This is a genomic window from Corynebacterium sp. LaCa_23, from assembly GCF_058182375.1.
The window spans coordinates 2,332,715-2,355,760 of the sequence record NZ_CP190825.1; the positions used below are offsets into that span (position 1 = coordinate 2,332,715).

22 protein-coding genes are annotated in these 23,046 nt (G+C 59.2%); 6 read left to right on the top strand and 16 right to left on the bottom strand.

Annotated elements, in window-relative coordinates; translation table 11 throughout:
* Positions 1-57: 57 nt before the first annotated feature.
* From ACP8IT_RS11000 to ACP8IT_RS11020, 5 genes are all read right to left on the bottom strand, one after another.
* Positions 58-792, bottom strand: coding sequence for an ABC transporter permease (locus tag ACP8IT_RS11000; protein ID WP_490290106.1), 735 nt, complete (start codon positions 790-792; stop codon positions 58-60).
* The gene (locus tag ACP8IT_RS11005; protein ID WP_023029459.1) at positions 789-1,673 is read right to left on the bottom strand and encodes an ABC transporter ATP-binding protein; all 885 of its coding nucleotides are present in this window, start codon (positions 1,671-1,673) and stop codon (positions 789-791) included. The genes ACP8IT_RS11000 and ACP8IT_RS11005 overlap by 4 nt, the downstream gene beginning before the upstream one ends.
* Positions 1,674-1,963: 290 nt before the next feature.
* Entirely contained in the window at positions 1,964-2,332 is a 369-nt protein-coding gene (locus tag ACP8IT_RS11010) for a DUF1129 domain-containing protein (RefSeq protein ID WP_023029460.1), read from the bottom strand.
* Position 2,333: 1 nt separating this feature from the next.
* Positions 2,334-2,660, bottom strand: coding sequence for a PadR family transcriptional regulator (locus tag ACP8IT_RS11015; RefSeq protein ID WP_023018135.1), 327 nt, complete (start codon positions 2,658-2,660; stop codon positions 2,334-2,336).
* A gap of 470 nt (positions 2,661-3,130) precedes the next feature.
* On the bottom strand, positions 3,131-3,718 hold the full coding sequence (locus ACP8IT_RS11020) for a three-helix bundle dimerization domain-containing protein (protein ID WP_490290107.1): 588 nt from the start codon (positions 3,716-3,718) through the stop codon (positions 3,131-3,133).
* 166 nt (positions 3,719-3,884) lie between these two features.
* On the opposite strand from ACP8IT_RS11020, the gene ACP8IT_RS11025 reads away from it, so the two are divergent.
* Entirely contained in the window at positions 3,885-5,744 is a 1,860-nt protein-coding gene (locus ACP8IT_RS11025; protein ID WP_005279722.1) for a chorismate-binding protein, read from the top strand.
* Positions 5,741-6,493: an aminotransferase class IV gene (locus ACP8IT_RS11030; protein WP_035108575.1), complete on the top strand. Its 753-nt coding sequence runs from the start codon at positions 5,741-5,743 to the stop codon at positions 6,491-6,493. Before ACP8IT_RS11025 ends, ACP8IT_RS11030 begins: the two co-directional genes overlap by 4 nt.
* A gap of 102 nt (positions 6,494-6,595) precedes the next feature.
* On the opposite strand, the gene ACP8IT_RS11035 is transcribed toward ACP8IT_RS11030, so the two are convergent.
* From ACP8IT_RS11035 to glf, 3 genes are all read right to left on the bottom strand, one after another.
* Positions 6,596-7,525 carry an alpha/beta hydrolase gene (locus ACP8IT_RS11035; RefSeq protein WP_005279719.1) on the bottom strand — a complete coding sequence of 310 codons (930 nt, stop codon included), beginning with the start codon at positions 7,523-7,525 and terminating at the stop codon, positions 6,596-6,598.
* Positions 7,526-7,551: 26 nt separating this feature from the next.
* On the bottom strand, positions 7,552-7,764 hold the full coding sequence (locus ACP8IT_RS11040) for a hypothetical protein (RefSeq protein ID WP_005279717.1): 213 nt from the start codon (positions 7,762-7,764) through the stop codon (positions 7,552-7,554).
* Positions 7,765-7,826: 62 nt separating this feature from the next.
* A complete protein-coding gene (gene glf, locus ACP8IT_RS11045; RefSeq protein ID WP_005279716.1) occupies positions 7,827-9,023 on the bottom strand; it encodes a UDP-galactopyranose mutase in 1,197 nt (398 codons plus the stop codon).
* A 158-nt stretch (positions 9,024-9,181) separates the two neighbouring features.
* On the opposite strand from glf, the gene ACP8IT_RS11050 reads away from it, so the two are divergent.
* On the top strand, positions 9,182-11,080 hold the full coding sequence (locus ACP8IT_RS11050) for an N-acetylmuramoyl-L-alanine amidase (RefSeq protein WP_035108568.1): 1,899 nt from the start codon (positions 9,182-9,184) through the stop codon (positions 11,078-11,080).
* 22 nt (positions 11,081-11,102) lie between these two features.
* On the opposite strand, the gene ACP8IT_RS11055 is transcribed toward ACP8IT_RS11050, so the two are convergent.
* From ACP8IT_RS11055 to serS, 6 genes are all read right to left on the bottom strand, one after another.
* Complete coding sequence (locus ACP8IT_RS11055) at positions 11,103-11,933, bottom strand: Cof-type HAD-IIB family hydrolase (RefSeq protein ID WP_005279714.1); 831 nt, start codon at positions 11,931-11,933, stop codon at positions 11,103-11,105.
* 22 nt (positions 11,934-11,955) lie between these two features.
* Positions 11,956-13,503: a glycerol kinase GlpK gene (glpK, locus tag ACP8IT_RS11060; protein WP_005279713.1), complete on the bottom strand. Its 1,548-nt coding sequence runs from the start codon at positions 13,501-13,503 to the stop codon at positions 11,956-11,958.
* 30 nt (positions 13,504-13,533) lie between these two features.
* Complete coding sequence (locus ACP8IT_RS11065) at positions 13,534-14,271, bottom strand: MIP/aquaporin family protein (RefSeq protein ID WP_005279712.1); 738 nt, start codon at positions 14,269-14,271, stop codon at positions 13,534-13,536.
* Between the two features lie 12 nt (positions 14,272-14,283).
* Positions 14,284-16,008 carry a glycerol-3-phosphate dehydrogenase/oxidase gene (locus tag ACP8IT_RS11070; RefSeq protein WP_005279711.1) on the bottom strand — a complete coding sequence of 575 codons (1,725 nt, stop codon included), beginning with the start codon at positions 16,006-16,008 and terminating at the stop codon, positions 14,284-14,286.
* 300 nt (positions 16,009-16,308) lie between these two features.
* Complete coding sequence (locus ACP8IT_RS11075; protein ID WP_490290108.1) at positions 16,309-17,940, bottom strand: lysophospholipid acyltransferase family protein; 1,632 nt, start codon at positions 17,938-17,940, stop codon at positions 16,309-16,311.
* A gap of 27 nt (positions 17,941-17,967) precedes the next feature.
* Positions 17,968-19,224: a serine--tRNA ligase gene (gene serS, locus ACP8IT_RS11080; RefSeq protein ID WP_284610690.1), complete on the bottom strand. Its 1,257-nt coding sequence runs from the start codon at positions 19,222-19,224 to the stop codon at positions 17,968-17,970.
* 65 nt (positions 19,225-19,289) lie between these two features.
* On the opposite strand from serS, the gene ACP8IT_RS11085 reads away from it, so the two are divergent.
* From ACP8IT_RS11085 to ACP8IT_RS11095, 3 genes are read left to right on the top strand one after another with little or no spacing between them, the layout of a single operon-like run.
* Positions 19,290-20,039, top strand: a complete 750-nt coding sequence (locus ACP8IT_RS11085) for a GntR family transcriptional regulator (protein ID WP_023018149.1) — start codon at positions 19,290-19,292, stop codon at positions 20,037-20,039.
* Positions 20,040-20,066: 27 nt separating this feature from the next.
* On the top strand, positions 20,067-21,116 hold the full coding sequence (locus tag ACP8IT_RS11090) for a septum formation family protein (RefSeq protein ID WP_005285303.1): 1,050 nt from the start codon (positions 20,067-20,069) through the stop codon (positions 21,114-21,116).
* On the top strand, positions 21,117-21,464 hold the full coding sequence (locus ACP8IT_RS11095; protein WP_005279702.1) for a metallopeptidase family protein: 348 nt from the start codon (positions 21,117-21,119) through the stop codon (positions 21,462-21,464).
* Here ACP8IT_RS11095 and ACP8IT_RS11100 read toward each other — a convergent pair.
* Both ACP8IT_RS11100 and pheA read right to left on the bottom strand, forming a co-directional pair.
* The gene (locus ACP8IT_RS11100) at positions 21,461-22,114 is read right to left on the bottom strand and encodes a histidine phosphatase family protein (RefSeq protein ID WP_490290109.1); all 654 of its coding nucleotides are present in this window, start codon (positions 22,112-22,114) and stop codon (positions 21,461-21,463) included. The genes ACP8IT_RS11095 and ACP8IT_RS11100 overlap by 4 nt on opposite strands.
* Before the next feature lie 9 nt (positions 22,115-22,123).
* Positions 22,124-23,032: a prephenate dehydratase gene (pheA, locus tag ACP8IT_RS11105; RefSeq protein WP_490290110.1), complete on the bottom strand. Its 909-nt coding sequence runs from the start codon at positions 23,030-23,032 to the stop codon at positions 22,124-22,126.
* Positions 23,033-23,046 lie beyond the last annotated feature (14 nt).

Genomic DNA, 23,046 nt, shown 5'->3' on the forward strand with positions numbered 1-23,046 from the left:
TTTCCCATCTACTCAAACGGAACAAAACCTGGGACAGTTCACGTGGGAAAACAACGTTTATACCCGTTTATGCCGCCAGGGTAGAAAAACCACAGCACCAAGAAGCAAGACGACAGTGGCACCCACTAAATATGCTATGGATCCCCAGGGGATTCCATCGCCGCCAAAGAGGCCGTATCTAATGGCTTCACTTATGTGGACAGCCGGGTTGGCTTCTCCCACTATCTGAAGCCACGAAGGCAACAAGTCTTCAGGAACGGCAACCGGGCCGAGACTTAGCAGCGTAATGGCCAATAACAATGAGATGGAAGATGCCTGCTCAAGGCTGGAACATAATGCTCCAATTATCATTCCGGCAGAAAGGAAAGTACAACCAGCAAAAACTAGGGAAGGAATGATAGTGAAAGAAGGAGATAAAGAAAGCCCGAGAATCTTAACTACCGCAACTGGGGTTATGAGCAGTGAAGGAGTAGCTAAGAGGCTAAAGGCGATAAAGCTCCCCACAACAAACTGGAGGCGCTTCGCCCCAGTAGCCGCTAGTTGATCTAGGGCTCCATTCGCCTTCATAAAGGAAATATTGGTGGCAATTTTCCCCTGCAGCTCGAATAGTAAAGAAAACGATAGACCACCAATAACAGCGTACTCAACGGCGGCCCCGCCTGAATTTTGTGCGTACACACCAAGTCCTAAGGACATTAGAACAGGAACGACAATTCCAGTAAGCAGCATGGACGGCCAAGACCATCGCCAATTGGTCAGCTGTATGCGCGTAAATGTAAGAGTGTTACTCATGCTTTATTCGATTTGGATGCGATTAGGTTGACAAAAACATCCTCGAGATTGGGTGAACTGATAGTAATATCGTCGGCTCCTTCGTGACATAGTTTCGAGACAATTCTCGGAACTTGGTCGACATCTACTATCTGCTCCCAAGGTTTTGAACTTTTATCACTATTGGATGCAGTGCGGTACGCAATGGTTCGTCTATTTTGAACGTTTTGCATGACTTGGTTAACCGTGCCGTTAGCAATGAGCCGTCCTTTATCCATAATTCCGAGATGGGTTAAGCAGGATTCAACTTCGGAGACTGCATGAGTGATTACCAATACGGTAACTCCCTTATGAGAGAGGGCCTCAATTTCGTCCCATACTAGACGGCGATTTAGCGCATCCAGCTCATTCGTGGGCTCATCCAGAATGACGAAAGGGCGGTTTGAGGAGATAGCGATCGCAAGTTGGACAAGTTTACTTTGTCCACCAGATAGCGATCTCACCTCTTGATTGTGGAATCGAAGAATGCCTAGCTTCTCTAGGAGACATTTCTGCTGCTTGTTCGATGACTTCGTCCTGTACAGCCGACCAAAGAAATCCATTGATTCCTTTACAGTCATAGTGTTTAGGGCTAGGGGAGATTGCGACAAATATGCGACATTTGACCTCTGCCAGTCAGAGGTCGCGGACGCATCTCTGCCTTCATTTATCCAGATATGGCCGGAAGTAGGGCGTAGTAGGCCGGTGAGGATTCGAGCTAAACTACTTTTCCCTGAACCGTTGCGCCCAATTAAACCGTAGACACTACCCTTGTCGATGCTTAGCGAAACGTTGTCGACTGCGGGCTTTTCTTGATTGGGGTAGGCCTTACAAAGACGCTCTAGTCGTACAAGTTCTGACATGACCTAACGTCCTTTAGTTGACAACGAAACTGCCTAGACTTTTCGGCGGACGATGTTAAAGCAGTTGAAGTGTGCAATATCATCATCCGCGATTGATTGCGATAGTAGCATTCTCAATTCGGGCCTGACCCCCGGAAAGTGGACACGTCGGGGGTCAGGCCCCTCCTTATGCAGGTTAGGTTCCCACACACAAACCATCAGACACTCTCTGGTGTGACACACCCGCCGTGCCGCAGGCGGGAATTGCAGAAAGGGTCCGACTTCTCTAAAGGCTGGATCCGATGACGAATTTAGACTTTAGAGAATCTTTTTACGTCAATAGCTATACCAATCGGCATGCAAATAAGTGGAATAAATTTAACTAACGATACTGCGCTGGAAGCCTCATCGCCTTTAAACAAGACATGCAAGGTAACGAAGCCTATAACTGCAAGGGCAATTCCAATAGCCGTAAAAAGGTAGAACTGCTTTTTAGGACGATTTGGGTAGAGCGCTTCCGCATATTCATCAGGGGCTCCAAACTCGTTCCTCAAGTTAACCCCAGCACCGTCACTTTCCATGACTCTTAGAATTTCTTGATTAATATCCGATTCGGAGACTGACCTTAACCTAAGCTCCCGAGCCAGACTTTTCAGGTATTCGTCATTGAGAGTGCTCATGCTATTTCCCTTCCATCACATTGCGGATACCGCTTAGTAAGTACTCCACGTCCTGGACGCCCTCCTTGAGAGCATCTCGACCGGCGTCTGTAATCTGAATCATTTTCCGAGGAGGATCATCATGTAATTCCGCCCATCTCGAAGCAATGAGCCCTTCTTCCTCCAACCGAGTTAAAAGCGGATACACCGTACCGCTTTTAAAATCTCCAAGATTGAAACTTACGAGCATCTTTCTGATCTCATAACCGTATGACTCTCCCTTTGAAAGAATCGCCAGAATCGACAAGGGCAACACCGAAGATGCAATTTTACGAGTCCATTGCTTCACGAAACCTCCAACAAATATTTCAACCCAAGATAGGTCGATAACCTACGTAGGTAGCAATTCTACCTACGATAAGGGTTGTCCCTCTAAAATGCGCGGACTTAAGTCAATTGATTTTCTTTACACCATTCTCAAAGAGAATATGGGCAATGGCACTAGCCCTGTCCTTAACCACAGGGCTCGCATTCAGCCGCTTACCAGCAACACCACGGAAACCAATGACGCCTGAATAGGCCAACTCTTCTATAAAAACGACACCACACGAAAGGACGCAACCGCTATTTGCGGGCAACCCCAATATTCTTAAAAGTGTCCGGATCCCCTCCTGCTACTTAACCCCTGTCTTCGACGCCGCGGGCTTCCGCTCGCGCCGCCCGCTCTATCTGGCCTACCACCGGAATGGAAGTACACTGCATGCATGATGAAAGGGCTGAGGTTTCCCTCAGCCCTTTTTGCTTTCGCCCTGCCTTAGGCTAGACGCGCACGGATTCAGTTACCGGGTCGATGCCCAGCTTGTTCAGCATGTAGTAGACGCGAGCCTCTAGGTCATCGGCAAGCTCGCGGGCCTGCTCAACGGTCTCAGCCGGGGCGATGTCCCAGATCTTGATGTCCTTGCCGGCCTCATCGCGCTCGACCTCGCGACCCAGGTACACGATGTAATCCGGCATGGCCACGGTCCGCACCTCTTCGAGGTACTTCTTGGGCGCCTGGCCCATGCCGCGCTCGCTCATGACGTGGGCCAGGTGGTCATTGCCGTCATTTTCCGGGTGGGCGGCGGCGGTATCGACGTAGAGCGCCGCACCGGCGTGCTTTTTGGTGAGGTCCGCTGCGGCCTTGGCCAGGGCGTGGTTATTGCCCGCGGCGAAGCGAACGTGGATGCGGTGGGCGCCGAAGAACTCGCGCACCTCGCGCTCTACCAGCACGGGGATGAATTCCACGAGCTCGGCGTTGGCGGTGTGTTTGGCGATGACCTCGTCCAGCTTCGCATCGATGTCAGCACGGGTATATCCGTGACCGTACTTGGTGTGTAGGTCTTGGCGGAGGGTTTCAAACTGGTTCATTGTTATCCCCTTTTCTGGATTCTTTCCCCGTTTGCTTTTTGTTAACTTAAAGTTAACCTTACAGCGCAGTGTGACATCCGTCAATTGATTGGTCATAACCCAGTAGTTAGCCCTCGCGTGGAGCAAGTTACGCGTGGGGCGCGCTGGGCTATAGACTCTGCCTTTGATGATCCTGCTCATTGATAATTACGACTCGTACACGTTTAACCTCGCGCACCTCATCGCAGAGGTCTCCGGAACCGAGCCGCTCGTCGTTCCCGCGGGCGAGGCCGCCGGCATCCCAGAGCACGTGCGCGCCGGCGAGTTCAGCCACGTGGTTATCTCCCCTGGTCCAGGGACCCCGGAGGAAGACAACGACTTTGGCATGTCCCGGCGCGTTATCGAGGCGGCCGCCGCAGCGCGAATTCCCCTGCTCGGCGTCTGCCTTGGCCACCAGGGATTGGCGATGCTCGCCGGTGCCCGCATACGCCGCGCGCCCGAACCGCGCCACGGCTTCGTATCCACCATCAGCCACTCCGGCGAGGGAATTTTCGCCACCATCCCGCAGGATTTTCAGGCGGTGCGCTACCACTCGCTGCACATTGAGCCCGCCCCCGGCATCACCGTGCACGCCCGCAGCGAGGACGGCACCGTCCAGGCCCTCAAAGTCGATGGCCTGCCGCATTGGGGCGTGCAATTCCACCCCGAATCGGTACTCACCCAGCACGGCGCGACCCTGCTGCGCAATTTCCTCGGCGGTTTTCGCCTGCTCCACCGCGAGGTCCCCGGCGCGATTGACTGCCCACGGGTCTTCGCGGCGCTGCAGGCAGACGGCAACGACGCCTTCTTCTTGGACTCCGCCGACGCGCGCGGGCGCTATAGCATTCTTGGCGATGCCACCGGTCCGCTTAGCCGCTCCTTTCGCTACCGGCTTGGCGATGCCCCCGATATCCTCACCACCCTCGAGCGCGAGCTATCCACGCAGGTCTTTGACGCGCCGGATTTACCGTTTACCGGCGGGGTAATCGGTTACTTGGGCTACGGATGCGCGCAGCTTACCTTGCCCATCCAGCTGCGCCACCGCTCGCCGTATCCCGATGCCTACTTCATCCGGCCGCAGTCCTTCCTCATCTACGACCACCACCGGCAGGTGACCCACCTGTGCTGCCTCGACGGCGACGGTGCCCAGCGCCTGCTTGACCGCCTGGAAAGCGCCGTGCACAGCGCGCAACAGGAGGAAAGCGAGGGTGGTGGCGGGGCATCGGCAAGCGCGGGCGCCTGGCGCACCACCGACTACCTGGACCGAATCCAGCGCGCCCAAGAGCTTTTGCACGCCGGGGAAAGCTACGAGGTCTGCCTGACCGATACCTATACCGCGCAGGCCACCGGCGATATTTATACAGCGCTGCGCCGGCACAACCCAGCACCGTACGCGGCGCATCTGGTATTCGACGGCGTGGAAATCTGCAGCGCCTCGCCAGAGCGCTTCCTCAGCGTGCGCGATAACCGCGTCGAGGCCAAGCCCATCAAGGGCACCATTCCAGCCCACCAGGACCCCTCCCTGCTTCGCGACGACCCCAAGACCCGCGCCGAAAACCTTATGATCGTGGACCTTTTGCGCAACGATTTATCCCGCGTGTGCGAGCCCGGCACCGTGCGCGTTCCAGGGCTGATGAACGTGGAAAGCTACGCCACCGTGCACCAGCTCGTCTCCACGATTACCGGCCAGCTGCGCCCCGGCACCACCGCGCTCGATGCCATCCGCGCCGCCTTCCCGCCCGGCTCCATGACCGGCGCGCCGAAGCTGCGCACCTGCGAGATTATCGATGCCCTCGAGGCAGGACCCCGCGGCGTCTATTCCGGCATCGTGGGCTACCTCGGCTATTCCGGCGAGGCGGATTTCAGCGTGGTGATCCGCACCGCGGTGCGCGCGGCTAACGAGGTCACCGTCGGTGCCGGCGGCGCCATCGTCCTCGATTCCGATCCCGCAGCCGAGCTGGCCGAAAGAAACCTCAAGGCCCAATCGGTACTCGGGGCGTGGTCATGAGCTCCTATATCTGGCGCGACGGCGCCTTTATCCCCTGCACCCCACCAACCGCTTCCTGCACCGTGGCCGATTCCTGGCGCCATTCGCAAGGCCGCACGCACGGCCTCCAGCTCCACCTGAAGCGCTTCGAATCCGTGGCTGGAGCCTTGCCCGCCGGCTTCGTCCCCGCCATGCTGGAGCTGCTTTCAGGCGGCGAGCTCTTCCCCCGCATCGCCCTCATAGCCGACGAGCTTTACCTCGATATCCGGCCTGCCCCGGCTCCGCGCGCCCACACGCGCCTTACTTATACACAGGCCCCCGATCCCCGAGTGCGGCCTCTAGTCAAAGGCCCGGACCTGCCCGCCCTGGCCGCCTACCGCGAGCAGTATCAGGTAAGCGGCACCGATGACACCGCGATTGTCGATGCCCACGGCGCTATCGCAGAAATCACCACCGGCGCGCTCATCGCCTGGGACGGCGACACCCTCCTGCTTCCTACCGGCGTGCGCCTGCCCAGCGTGACCCTGCGCCAGGTCCTGCACCGCTGCAATGACGCAGGACTTTCCACCGTTCAGCGCCCGTTGACCCCGGCACTCGCTGCGGAATGCCCTCTATGGTTTATCAACTCACTGCACGGCATCAGCCCTGTCAGCTCTATGCACACACCACACGGCACCATCACTCCGCCACCGCACCCAGAGGCCGCCAGCTGGCAAAACTGGTGGTGGCAGGGTTTTAGCACCGAAACTATGGGTGAACACTACACATAACACTCAACACAACACTCAACATGTGCAGTGTTGTGTTGAGTGTTGGGTGTTGTGTTGAGTGTTCACGCCGAGATTTCTATTAGCTCGGGCAGATCGCGGCCTTTAGCCTCGGCCCCGCAGCGCACGCTTTAATTCGCTGCCGATAATGGTGCGCGCAATCAACGCATCCGAAATAATCCCGCCCATCTGGACGAACGGATGAACTTGGCCTTTAAATTCGATCGAGCTCACTACATTTCCCGCATTGAGCATTCGCTCAACGTAGTCACTTACCTCAGAGACCAACGGATCAAGCTCACCGGTAATCACCGTCGCTGGAGGTAGCCCCACCAGATCGCCATTCCTGCCGGGTGACATACGGATATCCGTGCGGTCTGCGGTGCCCGCGTAAGAATCATAAAAATAGTTAAGGCGCCGCCGGGTGAGGTAGTAGCCGTCACTAAAATCCGAATGGGATTGCGTGTCAAAGGTGGATAAATCCATGACGGGATAGATCAACACTTGATGAGCCAGCTTATCGCGCAGTTCTTGTGCAATCACCGCTGCGATATTGCCGCCCGCGCTGTCTCCGCCCACGGCAACGCGCGTTGGATCGATGCCAATCCCCAGTTCTCCTTGTAACACCCCGTCTACTACTGCACGGCAATCATCTAGTGGTGCTGGGAAGGGGTGTTCCGGTGCACGGCGATAGTGCACGCTGATACAGATGATTCCCGCTTCTGCGGCAATGTCCCGCACGGTTGTATCCGTGGTCTCTAAATCCCCCAGCACCCAGCCGCCGCCGTGGAAGAAGATGAAGGCAGGCTCTGCTGGCTGGGCATCGGAAAGCGCGGGCTCCTGTGGTATATAAACCCGCACCGTGACACCGCGCACCGAGGTCTCGTACACGGAAGCCATCGGGGTTTTCTTGCCCCAAGCCGCTGCCGTCTTCTGCTGGGCGGCGCGGTTTTCTTCAGGGGTGCGCGTGTCCAGCTGCGAGGCATCCCTGTTCAGCTCGAGGAATTTTTGGGCTTCGGGCTGAATAAACACCATAAAAATACTTTCCAGTACTGCACCTATTAAGCGATGCGAGCACTCATCATAGCTGGGTTGGATAGCGGAAAGGCCCGCCGGGTGTTCCGGCAGGCCTTCTTTGCTTGCTGCTTTTTCTTATCGGGAATGCGCGTTGCGCGGCTGCGCAGTTTCAAATGCTCCTGGAGCCGCTCCGGGGACATCTTCCACATGCTGCGGTCCGCGTGCCCGGGCTTGGTGTATTTCTTGCGTTGAGCCATGCCGTCACCTCCTAACCTGTGAGGTGACTAAGCATAGCGTGCCCAGGGCGGATTAGCAGCTCTTAGTGCCCGCGCTCTTGCTCGATGGCCTTGCCCTCGTTCCAGAAGGGCACGAGCTTGTTATCGAAAAGGGAGAGCGCAGCGCCGATGGCCATGTGCATATCCAAGTACTGGTAGGTGCCCAGGCGGCCGCCGAATAACACCTTGTTCTCCTTGGCTTCTTGGGCGGCTAGTTTGCGGTACGCCTCCAACTTGGAGCGATCCTCCGGGGTGTTGATGGGGTAATACGGCTCATCGCCCTTATCGGCAAAGCGCGAGTATTCCTTCATGATGACCGTCTTATCGGAGGGGTAACGGTCCTTGCGCTCTGGGTGGAAGTGGCGAAACTCGTGGATGCGGGTGAAGTCCACGTCGGCATCGTTGTAGTTCATCACCGGGGTGCCCTGGAAGTCACCGGTCTCGAGCACCTCGAGGTCGAAGTCCAAGGTGCGCCAGCCGAGCTCGCCTTCGGCGAAGTCGAAGTAGCGGTCCAGCGGGCCGGTGTAGATAACGGGGGCGTCCGGAGACTCGGCGCGCAGATCATCGCGCACATCGAACCAATCGGTATCCAGGCGGACCTCAATGTTTTCATGATCCGCCATGTTTTCTAGCCACGCCGCATAACCATCGACGGGCAGGCCTTCATAGGTGTCGTTGAAGTAGCGATTATTGAAGGTGTAGCGCACCGGCAGGCGGGTGATATTGCTGGCCGGCAGTTCCTTGGGGTCGGTCTGCCACTGCTTGGCGGTGTAGTCGCGAATGAACGCCTCATAGAGCGGACGGCCGATAAGGGCAATGGCCTTTTCCTCCAGGTTCTTGGCCTCATCCACAGAGAATTCGCCGGCCTGGTCCTTGATCAATTCGCGGGCCTCATCGGGTGAGTAGTACCGGCCGAAGAATTGGTTGATAAGCCCTAGCCCCATGGGGAATTGGTAGGCGGTGCCATCGTGCATGGCAAAGACGCGGTGCTGGTAGTCGGTGAAATCGGTGAACTGGTTACAGTACTCCCACACCCGCTTATTGGAGGTGTGAAAGAGGTGCGCGCCGTATTTGTGCACTTCAATTCCGGTGGTGGGTTCCGCCTCGGAGTAGGCATTGCCGCCCAGGTGCTCGCGGCGCTCAACGATGAGCACCTTCTTTCCCAGCTGGCTAGCGGCCCTTTCCGCAACGGTCAGGCCAAAGAATCCGGAACCAACAACGATGAGGTCATAAGAAGTCATGGTTCCCACTTTATTGCACTCCAGCGAGGAACACGGGTCATCGGCGTGTCGCAACAAGATTCACAGTTGTCACACTCGTAGCATCACTATCAACTGTTAACTTTTGGCAACCGTTTTTACAGCTACATCGGCACCTAACTCAACCCAGGGAGAATAGAGTGAAGCAACGACGTCGACTAGTCCCCACGAGGTCACCGTGGACCACACCCGTCATCGCGACGGTTTCCTCCATTGCCCTCGTCATGGCGGCCGCATTCGGCGGCCAGCAGGTCCTCAAAACCCAGGACTCTGGGTCCGGCGGGCCCATCGAGGTGAAAAACGCCTCAGAAAGCTTTAGCGACGCCGACTCCGTCGTCGTTGATGATCCCGCCGTGGCAGCGCAAGGCGATGGCGAGGGCCCGCGTGCCGTCAAGCACTTCCACCGCGACGAACCATTCAACATGTTCGCTGTGACCTGGGAGGGCAAGCGCGACGTGCACTCCTTCGTCCGCTCCAAGCAGGAGGACGGCTCCTGGAGCGAGTGGTTCGATATGGATGCCATGAACTACGGCGATGGCAAGAACGGTACCGAGCTTATTTACGTGGGCGATACCAACGATGTGCAGGTATCCATGGCCAATGTGGACCTCGTGACCGGCTCCAACCTGGATGACGATGCTGAATTGCTCGAAAAAGCAGCCGGCGCTGCGGATGCCAACCGTGCCGCACCGCTGCCCTATAACGTCGGCGATATCGCCCCTGTAGCTGATGAGAACAACACCGACCGCACCACCGTATCGGACCTAGATGCCGTCTTCATGGACGGCAATGCCCAAGAAGGCCAAGCCATCGAACCTACTGCCACCACCGATGGCATGCCAAAGGTAGTTTCTCGCTCCGGATGGGGCGCCGATGAATCCAAGCGCTGCCAGCAGCCCACCTACGATGACGGCATCAAGGCGATGACGCTGCACCACACCGCGGGCTCCAATAACTACACCCCGGCACAGGCCGCCGCGCAGGTTCGCGCTGCCTACGAATACCACGCACAGAACCTGGGCTGGTGCGATATTGGATACAACGTGCTCGTGGATAAGTTCGGCACCATCTACGAAGGCCGTTACGGCGGACTCGACAAGGCCGTCCAGGGCGCCCACGTTGGTGGCTTCAACTCCCATAACTGGGGCATTTCCATGATTGGTAACTACGAAATTGCAGAACCATCACAGAAGATGCTGAACTCGGTAGCAGAAATCGCCGGATGGAAGGCCGCTATCTCCGGCATCGATCCCACCGGCACCGCTACCCTGACCTCTGGTGGCTTCGGCGGATCCAAATATGCGGCCGGCACGCAGGCAACCGTGCCTGCCTTCAGCGGACACAATGATTTCCACTACACCCAGTGCCCGGGTAGCCACACCGTGCAGCACTGGAAAGAGATCCGCGATAACACCAAGCAGAAGTACAACGCGGTCAAGGCCGGCGGCAGCGCCGCTGCAATGAATTGGGATAAGAAGCCATCGATTAGCGGCGATCAGTCCGCCCCGGACGGGACCACCTCCTCCATCGGAGGGGTCGATGTTCCGGTATCGACCATCCAGGCCTTGGCTGGCATCGCCGCCGCCGTCTTCGGCGTCCTGGTTGCCAACGACCGCGTGGCACAGCCGGATACTGATAAAAAGGTTGCCGGCAACCTGACCGCAGGCGATATTCCGAATATCGTCAACAAGGTTGTGCAGCTTTCTAATAATGAAGGACTCAAGGAATCCTGGACCTCCGTCCTCAACGCCTTTGGCCCAGTCCTGGGCCTCGCCGTAGGCGGACCGAACTCCACCGATTCCGGCAAGATCATGTACCAGCTCTTCCAAAACGGCGTGGTCCTCTCCTCCAAGGACTCCGGCGCCAAGGCCCTGACCGGGGAGATTGCTAAGAAGTGGGCAGAGGGCGATAACGCCTCCAAGCTCGGCCTGCCCACGACCAACGAGATTAAGAACGGCAAGGAAATCCGCGTCCAGTTCCAGGGCGGCGAGATTGTCTACAACATGAATACCGAAAAGGTAGACATTTACACCAAATAGTCTCGCCCATGGAGAAGGGGCGCTAGAACCAGCGCTCCAACACCTTCGCCACGCCCGCCTGGTGGTTGGCCACGGTGACCGCATCAGCGGCCGCCTTTACCGCCGGGAGGGCGTTTTCCATTGCCACCCCGCAGCCGGCCCAGGTGAGCATCTCAATGTCATTGGGCATATCACCAAAGGCAATGGTCTCTTCCTGCGCTATCCCATGCTGCTTGGCCAACCACTCCACGCCGCGGCGCTTGGTGACGTTGGGGGCCGCGACCTCGAGCACGCCCTCCTGCATGGAGTAGGTGATATGCGCCAGCTCCGGATCGATATGGGGAGCAATCAAGTCATAGAGTTCCGGTGCGGAATAATCCGTGTTCCGGATAAGCAGTTTGACCACCGGCTGTGCCACCAGCTCGCCCACGCTGACCACGCCAAAACCCTCAAAGAGGGCATTTTCTGAGTAGCGAGGATCGACCACGAAAAGCTCCTCGGGGGCATCGGCAAGCGAACCGCCCGCGCGTTCCGCGCCAAAGCCGACGGTACCGAGGACGCGCTGGGCTACCGTCACCACCTCTTCTAGCGCGTCTGGGTACAGCTCGCGCGCGGATAAGACGCGGTCCTCCGCGGAATCATAGAGCACCGCCCCATTTGAGGTCACGCATACCGGGCGCACCGTGAGCTGCTCCAGCACCGGCTCTATCCAGCGAAAGGGCCTGCCGGTGGATAACGCAAAATAAGCACCCTGCTGCACCGCCCGCGCCACTGCGTCGCGGTTGCGACGCGGGACGCGATGATTGCGGTCCAACAGGGTGCCGTCAATATCGCTCGCGATGAGCCGAGGGGCCCGGGTAGGGAAAGTATCCATACCCGCGAGTTTACTTCAGGATTTAGAAGTCCATCTCATCCTCATCGGAGTCTTCCCAGTTCAAGGAACGCTTGATAGCGCGCTTCCATTCACCGTAGAGGTAGTCCACCTCTTCTTGCTCCATCTTGGGCTTGAATACGGTGAGGTCACCGCGCTGGGTATCCAGGATGCTCAGGTCCTCCCAGAAGCCATTGTCCAAGCCGGCAGCAACAGCGGCGCCGGTTGCGGTGGTCTCAATGTTCTTCGGGCGGTGCACCTCCACGCCCAGGATGTCAGACTGGAACTGCATGAGTAGCTCGTTGGTGGTCATGCCGCCATCCACGCGCAGCTCGGTGATCTCCACGCCGGAGTCCGCCACCATGGCATCCGCCACATCGCGGGTCTGGTAAGCGGTTGCCTCGAGGACGGCGCGTGCCAGGTGTCCACGGTTGGCAAAGCGGGTCAGGCCGACGATGACGCCGCGGGCATCGGAACGCCAGTGCGGAGCGAAGAGACCAGAGAACGCTGGGACGATGTACACGCCACCGTTGTCCTTGGTCTCGCGTGCCAGGTTCTCGATGGCAGAGGAGTTGGGGATGAGCTGCAGGTTATCGCGCAGCCACTGCACGAGGGAGCCACCCATGGAAACGGAGCCTTCCAGTGCGTACACGGGGCGCTCGCCCTCGCGCTGGAAGCAGACGGTGGTCAGCAGGCCGTTTTCGGAGAACTTCGGGGTGGTACCGGTGTTCAGCAGCAGGAAGAGGCCGGTGCCGTAGGTGTTCTTGGCCGAACCCGCGCGGAAGCAGCCCTGGCCAAACATAGCGGACTGCTGGTCACCCAAGATGGCGCGAATGGGAACGCCGGCGAGGGAACCGCGCTCGCGGACGGTGCGGAAATCACCCAGGGACGGGCGAATCTCCGGCAGCATGGACATCGGAATGCCCATTTCCTTGCACAGATCTTCGTCCCACTCCAGCTTTTCGATGTCCATGAGCAGCGTACGCGAAGCGTTGGTCACGTCCGTTGCGTGCAGCGCTTCCTTGTCGCCGTCGCCCTCGGCACCGCCGGTCAGGTTCCACAGCAGCCAGGAGTCAATGGTGCCGAAGAGCAGCTCGCCCTTTTCGGCGCGCTCGCGGACACCATCAACATTATCGAGGATCCACTTGACCTTCGGGCCCGCTGGGTAGGAGTTGATCAGCAGGCCGGTGCGGCGGCGCCACTTATCCGGGCCCTCTTCACCTGCCAGTTCCTTACAGATGGCGGAGGTGCGGGTGTCCTGCCAGACGATGGCGTTGTAGACGGGCTCACCAGTGTTCTTATCCCACACCACGGTGGTTTCGCGCTGGTTGGTGATACCGACGGAGTCGATATCTTCTACTGTTATATCGCCATTGGCCAAAGCCTCCCCCACAGCACGGCGGGTGTTGCTCCAGATCTCCTGCGGGTCGTGTTCTACCCAGCCCTTTTCTGGGAAGATCTGCTCGTGCTCGAGCTGGCCCACGGATACCTGATCGCCATCGTGGTTGAAGATGATGCAGCGGGTTGAGGTGGTTCCTTGGTCAATAGCTGCGACGTATTTCTTATCACTCATGTGTCTAATTTCTCCTGTATAGGGGGTGGATTAAAGCGCAATGGACAATAGGCCAACGGCAACGGCCGAAAGCAGCGGGCCAACAATCGGCACCCATGCATAGCCCCAGTTAGCGCTGCCCTTGTCCTTAATGGGAAGGACGAAGGCGTACATCAAACGCGGTCCCAAGTCACGGACCGGGTTGATGGCATATCCCGTAGGCGTACCAAGGGACAGGCCGACGGCGACAACGACGAATGCCACGCCGAAGTAGCTCAGTGGGCCCAGCTCGCCACCGGCAGGACCGAAGGCGATGAACATCAACAATACGGTGGTGGCGATGAACTCGGTTACCGTATTCCAGCCATTGTGTGGGTGCGCGGGGGCGGTGAAGAAGATTCCCCCGGTTTCAGAATTGGCGCCGGTAACCTTGCCCTCTTCGTCGTAGTTATTCGCATCGAAGAGTTGCTTGAACGCAGCCCATGCCAGGAAGGCACCGAACATAGCACCCAGGATTTGGCCCAGCGCGTAGAACGGAACCAGGTTCCATTCAAGCGAACCATTGAGCGCAAGCATGAGCGTTACCGCAGGGTTCAAGTGGCCGCCAGAGGGGTCGGCCACGCTGGCGCCGACGAAGACGCCCATGCCCCAGCCCAAGGCAATAACAATCCAGTCGGAGCCACGAGCGCCCGAGGTGCGGAGGTTTACCAGCGCGCACACGCCGTTACCAAGAAGCAGCAGCAGTGTGGTGCCGATAAACTCCCACAAGAATGCATCAGATCCAGCCATTAGCGCCTCCCCTTATCCTTGAGTCTCGGTCGGACGAGCGGAGCCAGCGCGGACCAGGATGTCGTTAGCTTCGCGGTCAGTCACAGCTGCCTCGGCGGCCAGCTCTGCCTCGGTGTGCTTGGTGAAGGTATCCACCTCGAGCTGCTTGTCTTCCTCGCTCCAATCCAGCAGCGGAGCAACGAAGTCCGCAACGGCGGGAGCTGCATTGACGCCACGGTCACCGAACTCAATGGCAACGCGGAGGCGACGGGTCAAGATATCGTCCAAGTGCAGGGCGCCCTCGTGGGTAACGGCGTAGCGCACCTCAGCCCAGAGGTAGGTTTCAGCACCGGGAACGGGCTCGAGCAGGGACTCATCGTCCTGCGCAGGAGCCAGAACCTCGCCCAAAAGCGAACCGTAGCGGCCGAGCAGGTGCTCGATGAAGTCCTCGCTCAGGTTGTAGCGGCGGGCCAAGGTAGGAATCTGGTTGGCCAGAGCGTGGTAGCCGGCAGCGCCCAGGATCGGGGTGTGCTCGGTGATGGACTCTGGCACCTTGCCGCCGAGTTCTTCCACGGCTAGGTCAACGGCATCCTTACCGATGACGCGGTAGGTGGTGTACTTACCACCGGCAACGGAGACCATACCCGGGGCCACGCGAGCCACGGCGTGGTTACGGGACAGGTTGGTGGTGGAATCGGACTTACCGGATAGCAGCGGGCGCAGGCCGGAGTAGACGCCGACGATGTCATCGCGGGTGATCTGGCGGCGCACGCGCTGGTTGACCTCATCCAGGATGTAGTCAATATCCGCCTTGGTGGGGGCGGGATCCGGAAGGGATAGGCCCTTTTCCCAGTCGGTATCGGTGGTACCGATGATCCAGTAGTCGCCCCATGGAATGACGAAGAGGACGGACTTTTCAGTGACGAAGCACAGTGCTGCTTCTGCATCCAGGGCATCCTTTGGCACGACGATGTGCACACCCTTGGAGGCGTGAACGGTGAACTTTCCTTCCACGCCGGCCAGCTCCTGGATCTTGTCGTTCCAGACACCGGTGGCGTTGATGAAGACCTTACCGCGCACGGTGGCCTCGCGGCCGGTGGCGGTATCACGGACTTTAGCGCCAACGACGCGGCCGCCGCGGTCCTTGTCAAAGCCGATGACCTCGGTATTGGTGCGCACATCGGCGCCGTATTCAGCGGCGCTGCGCAGCACAGTCATGGTGTGGCGGGCATCGTCCACCAGGGTGTCGTAGTAGCGCACACCGCCGACGATGGCGTCTTCCTTCAGGCCAGGGGTGACTTTGAGGGCGCCCTTGCGGGTGAGGTGCTTTTGCATCGGCACGCTCTTTGCGCCACCCATGAGGTCATAAAGGGTAAAGCCACCGAACATCATGACGCGCTCCCATACGTGATGGGTGAGCGGGAAGATGAACTTCAGCGGCTTAACTAGGTGGGGAGCCAACGTGGACATGTTGAGCTCGCGCTCCTTCAGCGACTCTGCCACGAGGCGGAAGTCAAACATTGCAAGGTAGCGCAGGCCACCATGGAACATCTTGGAAGAGCGAGAAGAGGTACCAGCGGCGAAGTCGCGGGACTCCAGCACCGCGGTCTTCAAACCACGGGTTGCCGCATCCAGTGCCGCGCCGGCACCTACGGAGCCACCACCGATGATGACGACGTCGTAGTCCTCATCCGCGTAGCCATTCCACACATTTTCAAAATATTCGGGGTTAAAGGATTGATTGCTTTGCTGGGTCATTAGAGACCGCATCTCCTTCCTTGGTGCTCATGTGTGCTTGCTCCGACAAACGATGAATGAGATGGCGTAAGCACAGCTAAAAGCAAGTTTTGGATGATTCATGATGGCGACTATTGCGCTCTAAAAAGTAGAGCCAATATCTCCTATCTCCTATGGTAGAGGTCACCGCTTAAACATTCACTAGAGGTTTCTCACACGTAACTTCCGGCCCCGTAAGCAGTCAATTCCCGCCCTTTGATTAGCCAACCAAAAAGAAAACCACCCCCTCGCGGGGGTGGTAACGCCAACGTTTGCACGCGCCTAGTCTTTTTGTAACCGGGCCATCGCTTCCAAAACCTCGGACATGCCTGCGCGCTCGGCGGAATACGTCACAGCCTGCGCATCCTTGACCACTTCGATGGGTGCTGTCTCCAGGGCAACGACCGGGATGTGATTCAAAAACCCCTCATCCCCCGGCTCATTACCAAAGACCAATGCCTCGCTCGGCTTGGCGTCCAAATCATCCAGGATGCAGTCCACGCCGGCGGCGGCCGTGGCGGAGGTAACCTTCATCGCTTCCTTATCCAAGAGCGGCTTTTCGGCCTGCTCATCAAGCTGGATATGCCACACCGCCTGCGGGACATCGAGATCCGCATCGCACGAGACCACGATGAGCACCTCCGCTGCGGGGTAGATGCTTTCTAGCGCCGCCTTCAGGCGCGGGGTCAGGGCATCGTCTTCCCAGTTCAGCGTGCTTTGATGCGCCACCACTACGCGCGGGATGGCAGAAAACTGGGCCTTGAGCCGGTGCGGCAGGCGGGAGACGATCAAGCGCGATTGGGTCGCCGCGGCGAGCAGTCCCTGCTCTACCACGGATCCTTCCCAGATCTCCTTGCTGCTTGCGGCAATAGAGGCCTGGGCCTGCGCAACATCGGTCTTCAACTGGGCCATAACATCGGCGACCTTATCCTTGCCCTCATCCAAGCCGCGGGTTGCCTCTTCCACCACGGCGTTGAGGTTGGTCTTAACCCACTCCAAGGTATCGGCTGCGATGTGCTTCTTTTCCTGCGACTCATCACCTTCGTGTGTGTCTTGGCCTTCCTCACCCTTGGCAGAAGCCATGTGGTTGCGCACGAGTTCCACGGTGGACACGGAAACGCGGTCTTTGAGTCCTACCAGGTCATCGCGCAAGCGCCGCACACGGTGCCGCTCCGTTTCTACCTCCGCATCGCGGGCTTCGGCCTCTTCCAGCGTCGGGGCGGAACCGCCCTTGCGCGCGGGCACCCAATATTCGCCGGCGGGCATGGGTCCGAACTCCGCTTCATAATCCTCCCAGAGTCCCTCCAAGGCCTCCTGCATGCGGCGGCGGATTTCTGCGGTATCGGCCTCCGGATCCCCGGTGGGGTAATACGGCTCGAGCGCGGTAATAAAGACCGGAGTCTTGGTGCGGCCCAAGTTCTTTTTGTGGCCCTTTGTCCACAGGCGCTGCGAGCCGAACATCACCTGCGGAACAACCGGCACACCGGCTTCAAAAGCGATGCGGGAGGCGCCGGTTTTCATGCTGCGAATTTCAAAGCTGCGGGAAATCGTGCCTTCAGAAAAGACGCCGACGAGCTCACCGGCCTCGGCAAGCTCTACCGCCTTGCGCAAGGACTCTTTGCCATCGATGCGGTCTACCGGCACGTGCCCCATAGCGCGCAGCAGGGCGCCCACGCCTGGGGTGCTAAAGATGCTGGCCTTGGCTAGAAAGCGCACCAGCCGTTTTTTGCGATAGGCAATGAACGCGCCGAACAGAAAATCCATATACCCGGTGTGATTGCACACAAGGACGGCACCGCCGTCATCGGGAATATTCTCCTCCCCAGACAGGCGCATCTGCAGGCCTTGGGCCAAGGTGAGGCCGCGCCCGATGTGGGTGATCTGGCGGTACAAGAAATTCGTCGCAGCGTTCATGGTGCTCCTTTAGCTTTGTTCCGCAGGCTACTGCGGCGTGAGGACATCCTTGCCCACGAATGGGCGCAGGGCCTCTGGAACAACGACGGAGCCATCGGCTTGCTGGTGGTTTTCCAAGATCGCCACGATCCAACGGGTGGTGGCCAGGGTCCCGTTCAAGGTGGCGGCCACCTGCGTCTTCCCGTTCTCATCGCGGTAACGGGTGGACAGGCGGCGGGCCTGGAAGGTGGTGCAATTGGAGGTGGAGGTCAGCTCGCGGTAGGTGCCTTGGGTTGGCACCCACGCCTCGTTATCGAATTTGCGGGCCGCCGAAGAGCCCAAGTCACCGCCGGCGATATCGATGGTGCGGTACGGCAATTCCATCGCAGCCAGCATTTCCTTTTCCATATCGAGGAGCTTTTGGTGCATGTCCTCGGCGTCTTCCGGCTTGCAGTAGACAAACATTTCTAGCTTGTCGAATTGGTGCACGCGCAGGATGCCGCGGGTGTCCTTGCCGTGGGAACCGGCCTCCCGGCGGAAGCAGGAGGACCAACCCGCGTACTGCAGGGGACCATTGGATAGATCGATGATCTCATCCTTGTGGTAGCCAGCCAGCGCGACTTCGGAGGTACCCACGAGGTAGCGGTCATCGGCTGGCAGGTAGTAAATCTCATCGGAGTGCTGGCCCAAAAAGCCCGTGCCGGACATGATCTCTGGGCGCACTAGAACCGGCGGGAACATCAGCTGGAAGCCGGCTTCCCGCGCCTTTTGCGCAGCCAACATCAGCATGCCCAGCTGCAGGAATGCGCCATCGCCGGTGAGGTAGTAGAAGCGGGCGCCGCCGACCTTCGCACCGCGCTTGACGTCAATGAGCCCCAGGGATTCACCGAGTTCAAGGTGGTCCTTGGGCTCGAAATCGAAGTGCGGGATCTCACCTACCTCTTCAACGAGGACAAAGTCATCCTCGCCGCCGGCGGGTGCGCCTTCGACGACGTTATCGATCTTGTACTGCAGCTCTTCCACCGTGGCCTCAGCCGCGGACCGAGCCTCTTCAGCCTCTTTGACCTTGGCCTTGAGCTCATCTGCGCCTTCCAGCAACGCCGGGCGCTCTTCCGGGGAGGCCTGACCAATCTTCTTGCCCAGGGATTTCTGCTGGGAACGCACCTCGTCGGCCTTCTGGATGGCAAGGCGGCGCTTCTCATCGGCTGCGAGGAGCTGATCCACGAGCGAGGGGTCTTCCCCACGGGTGACCTGGGAGGCGCGGACAACGTCTGGGTTTTCACGGAGTAGCTTGAGATCAATCACGGAACTGATTCTAGCGCACTGCCATTGCCTTGCCGTGGTAATAACCAGCGAATTATTATGGAATCATGTCCTCCCTAGAATTACCGGCCCGCGAAATCAGCGATGGCCCCACCCCAAAGCACGCCCAATTGCACGATATTCTGGAGGAATTATGTAATACCACCCTCAAACCCGGTGATATCCTCCCCGGTGAGAGGCTCCTGGAGGAGACCTACGGTGTCTCCCGCATTACGGTGCGCCGGGCCATCGGGGATCTCGTAGCCGCCGGCAGATTGCGCCGCGTGCGCGGTAAGGGCACCTTCGTTGCCCCCAACCCCTTGGTATCGCGCCTGCACCTGGCCTCCTTTTCCGATGAAATGAGTGCTCAGGATGTGGTGGCTTCCTCCAAGATCCTCAACAGCGGCCGCGCGAGCGCCCCGGAGGCGGCCACCAACTTCTTTGGCACCCCTGCCACGGAAGAACAGATTCATTTGCGCCGACTGCGCTTGGGCGATGGCGAGCCCTATTCCATCGATGACGGCTGGTATAACTCCGCTTTTGCGCCGAGCCTGCTGGAAAATGACACCTATAATTCGGTGTATTCCATTTTGGATAAGACGTTTGGCGTCCCCATCACGGACGCGGACCAGACCGTCTCCGCCATTGCCGCCAATGAGGAGATTGCGCCGCTTCTCGATGTCCCCGTGGGTTCCCCATTGCTGCACATCGTGCGCTGCTCGCGCTCGGGGGATAAGCCCGTGGAGTGGTGTTCCTCGGTCTACCGCACCGATAGGTACCACCTGAATACCCGCGTTTCCCGGGATACCTCAATATAGAAAACACCCTGCTTAAAGGGTAAGATAATGGGCCTTATGAAGAAATCACCTGCGTGGCGTTCCGCTGTGGCCGTCCAGATTGCCTTGATCTCAGCAATCGCGGCGGCCGTTTTCATGGGCATCTACGGCATTGTCAGCAACCACGGGTCTAACGGGGGCGATACTACCGCCGCGTCCGAACAGTCCTCTGCGGGCGGTGCCGATGGCTCAGGATCCTCCGATGCAAAGGTGGAGCCTTTTACCTCCGCTTCCGCTGGGTCCTGCGTGACGTGGGATATCAATGAGGATGGCTCTGCCGCTTCCTTCAAGGAGGTGGAATGCTCGGAGCAGCACCGCTTCGAGGTTTCCACCGTGGAGGATCTCAGCGTCTACCCCACCAGTGAATTCGGCCCGGATGCCTCGCGGCCCGCGCTTACCCGCCAGCACCAGCTGCGCGATGAGCTCTGTGAGTCCGCCACGGTGAGTTACCTGCACAGCAAGTGGGATCCGCACGGCAAGTACGATATTGCCTCCATCTTGCCGCCGGAATCCGCGTGGAATAACGGTGACCGCACCCTGCTGTGCGGCCTACAGACCACCGATGATCACGGCGTGCCGCAGTTGACCACCGGCAATGTTGAGGCCTCCGAGCAGGCCAACCTGGCCAAGCCGGGCGAGTGCCTGGCCATCGATGATCAGCAAGTACCGCATGTGGTGGACTGCGCCCAGCCGCACCAGCTGGAGACGGTATCCGTCATCGACCTGGGCAAGAAATTCCCCGACGCGTACCCGGATGGCAAGGAGATGGATAAATTCCTCTCGGATTCCTGCACCGCTGCCGCCGAGGACTACCTGGGCGGGGAAGAACAGCTCTACCAATCCACGCTGCAGCCGTTCTGGGGCACCGTGTCTGAAGAGTCCTGGAATGGCGGCACCAAGTCCGTGAACTGCTCGCTCGTCCACGCCCGCGATGATGGCGGCTTTTCTTCCATCACCGGTGCCGCCACCGGCGGCCGCCAGGCGCTCTCCATCGACGGCAACCCGCCGGAGGAGCGCCCGGAGCGCAACCCGATTCGCGATAATAAGCCGGCACCGTAAATGTATTCCGTATCGGAAGAACGCTTCGAGGAAATGGTCAATGACGCCCTCGATCAGGTGCCCGATGAATTCGTGCGCAAGATGCGCAACCTGGTGATCATGGTGGAAGAAGAAAACCCCGATGATCCCACCTTGCTAGGGCTCTATGAGGGCGTCGCCCTGCCCCAGCGCACCTTCGACCACACCGGGTATTTGCCCGATGCCATCTTCATCTACCGCAGCACTTTGCAGCGCTGGGCCGCGTCAGAAGAAGACTTGGCCGAGCAGGTCAAGGTCACGGTTTTCCACGAGCTAGGCCATTACTTTGGCATGGAAGAACACGAACTGCACCAGCTGGGCTGGGGCTAGAGCTCAATATCGGCCCAGCGGGTAAGCGTCCACTCGCCAAATTTCTTGCCGCGCGGCTCCATCACGGTAAAGCGGCAATTGGGCATATAACCGGTATAGGCAAAGTCCGCATCCGCGCCGGTAGCGTGCTTGGTCACCACCCGGATGGCGGCGCCGTGGCTGACGAGGATGACATCGCAGTCATCGGCAAGCTGCGCCGCAATCTCTTCCAATGCGGGCTGGAAACGCGAAAGCACGTCCTGGAGCCGCTCGCCGCCTTCCATGGCGGCCTGGCTATCGCCGTAGCACCAGCCGCGCATGGCCGTATCGTGGCTGCGGTGGGCGGCCTCGCTAGCATCGAGCTCCCAATCACCGGCGAAAATCTCCTGCACGTTCGGGATGACATCGATGGGAATGGAAAAGCGCGGCAGGTCCCGCTCCTGTTCAAAGGCGCGCGCCGCCAAGGTGGCGGTCTGCTGCGCCCGCAGCGCAATCGAGCACTTGAAGTCGACCTCGCGCTCGCCCACAAAGCCTGCTAATTCCCGGCCCACCTCCGTGGCCTGGTTGCGCCCCAGATCCGTAAGCTCCGCGCCCGGCGGCCGGGTATCAAGCAGCCGGGAGACATTGGAATGGGTTTGGCCGTGGCGCAGCAGGATGATTCTTCCAGTCATGCGTCCAGATTATTGACCCCTGCGCGCCCTCGCCACCCAGGCATCTGCCTCCGCCAGATCCCGCGGTGGGTGGCCGGCGGGCGTCGCGGTGGGCCAGGAGCCCAAAAACCGCAGTTCCTCCGCCCGCAACCACACCGCACGCAGGGCCTCAGCAACCGGCTGGTCATCGATATGCCCAATCAAGTCCACATAGAAGCGGTAGTTACCAAAGGTTTGGCGCGTCGGCCGCGACTCAATCCGGGAGAGATCCACCCCGCGGTGGGCGAAATCTTGTAACGCCCCCACTAGGGTTCCCGGCTGGTTGGGCAGGGTGAAAATGACGCTGGTGCGATCCTGGCCGGTGCGCGCGGTCGGGCGCCCCGGCAGGCCCACCAACACAAAGCGGGTGGCCGCTCCCTGCACGTCGGCCACGCCGCTCGCCCTGGTTTCTAGGCCGAAGATTTCAGCCGCCCGCGCTGGCGCCGCCGCCGCGTCGACCTCCCCGCGCGCTACGGCCTGCGCCGCCGCCGCATTCGAACTAGCCGGCACGAATTCCACGCCCGGCGCGTTCTCTGCTACCCAGCCGCGGATTTGTTGGAAGGCCACCGGGTGCGTGCTCAGGCGCGCGATGTCTTTCGTTCCCGGCCTTGTCATAATGCTGAAGGTAACGGGGATATCTACCTCGCGGTAAATCTGTACGGGATCGCCTTCTACCAGCGCGTCAAAGGTCGTCGTCACCGCACCATCCACGGAATTTTCGATGGCGACGCAGGCATAACCGGCCTGCCCGGCGCGCACGGCCGCCACCGCCGCTGAAGGCGAGTCCACCGGTAGGGTCTCCACGGTCTCCCCGCGCGCTTCCCACTCGGCGGCGAATTTGTGCACGGCGGCCTCCGTGAACGTACCGGCGGGACCTAAGAAAGCGATGGTTGTAGTCATGCCCGTCACCTTAG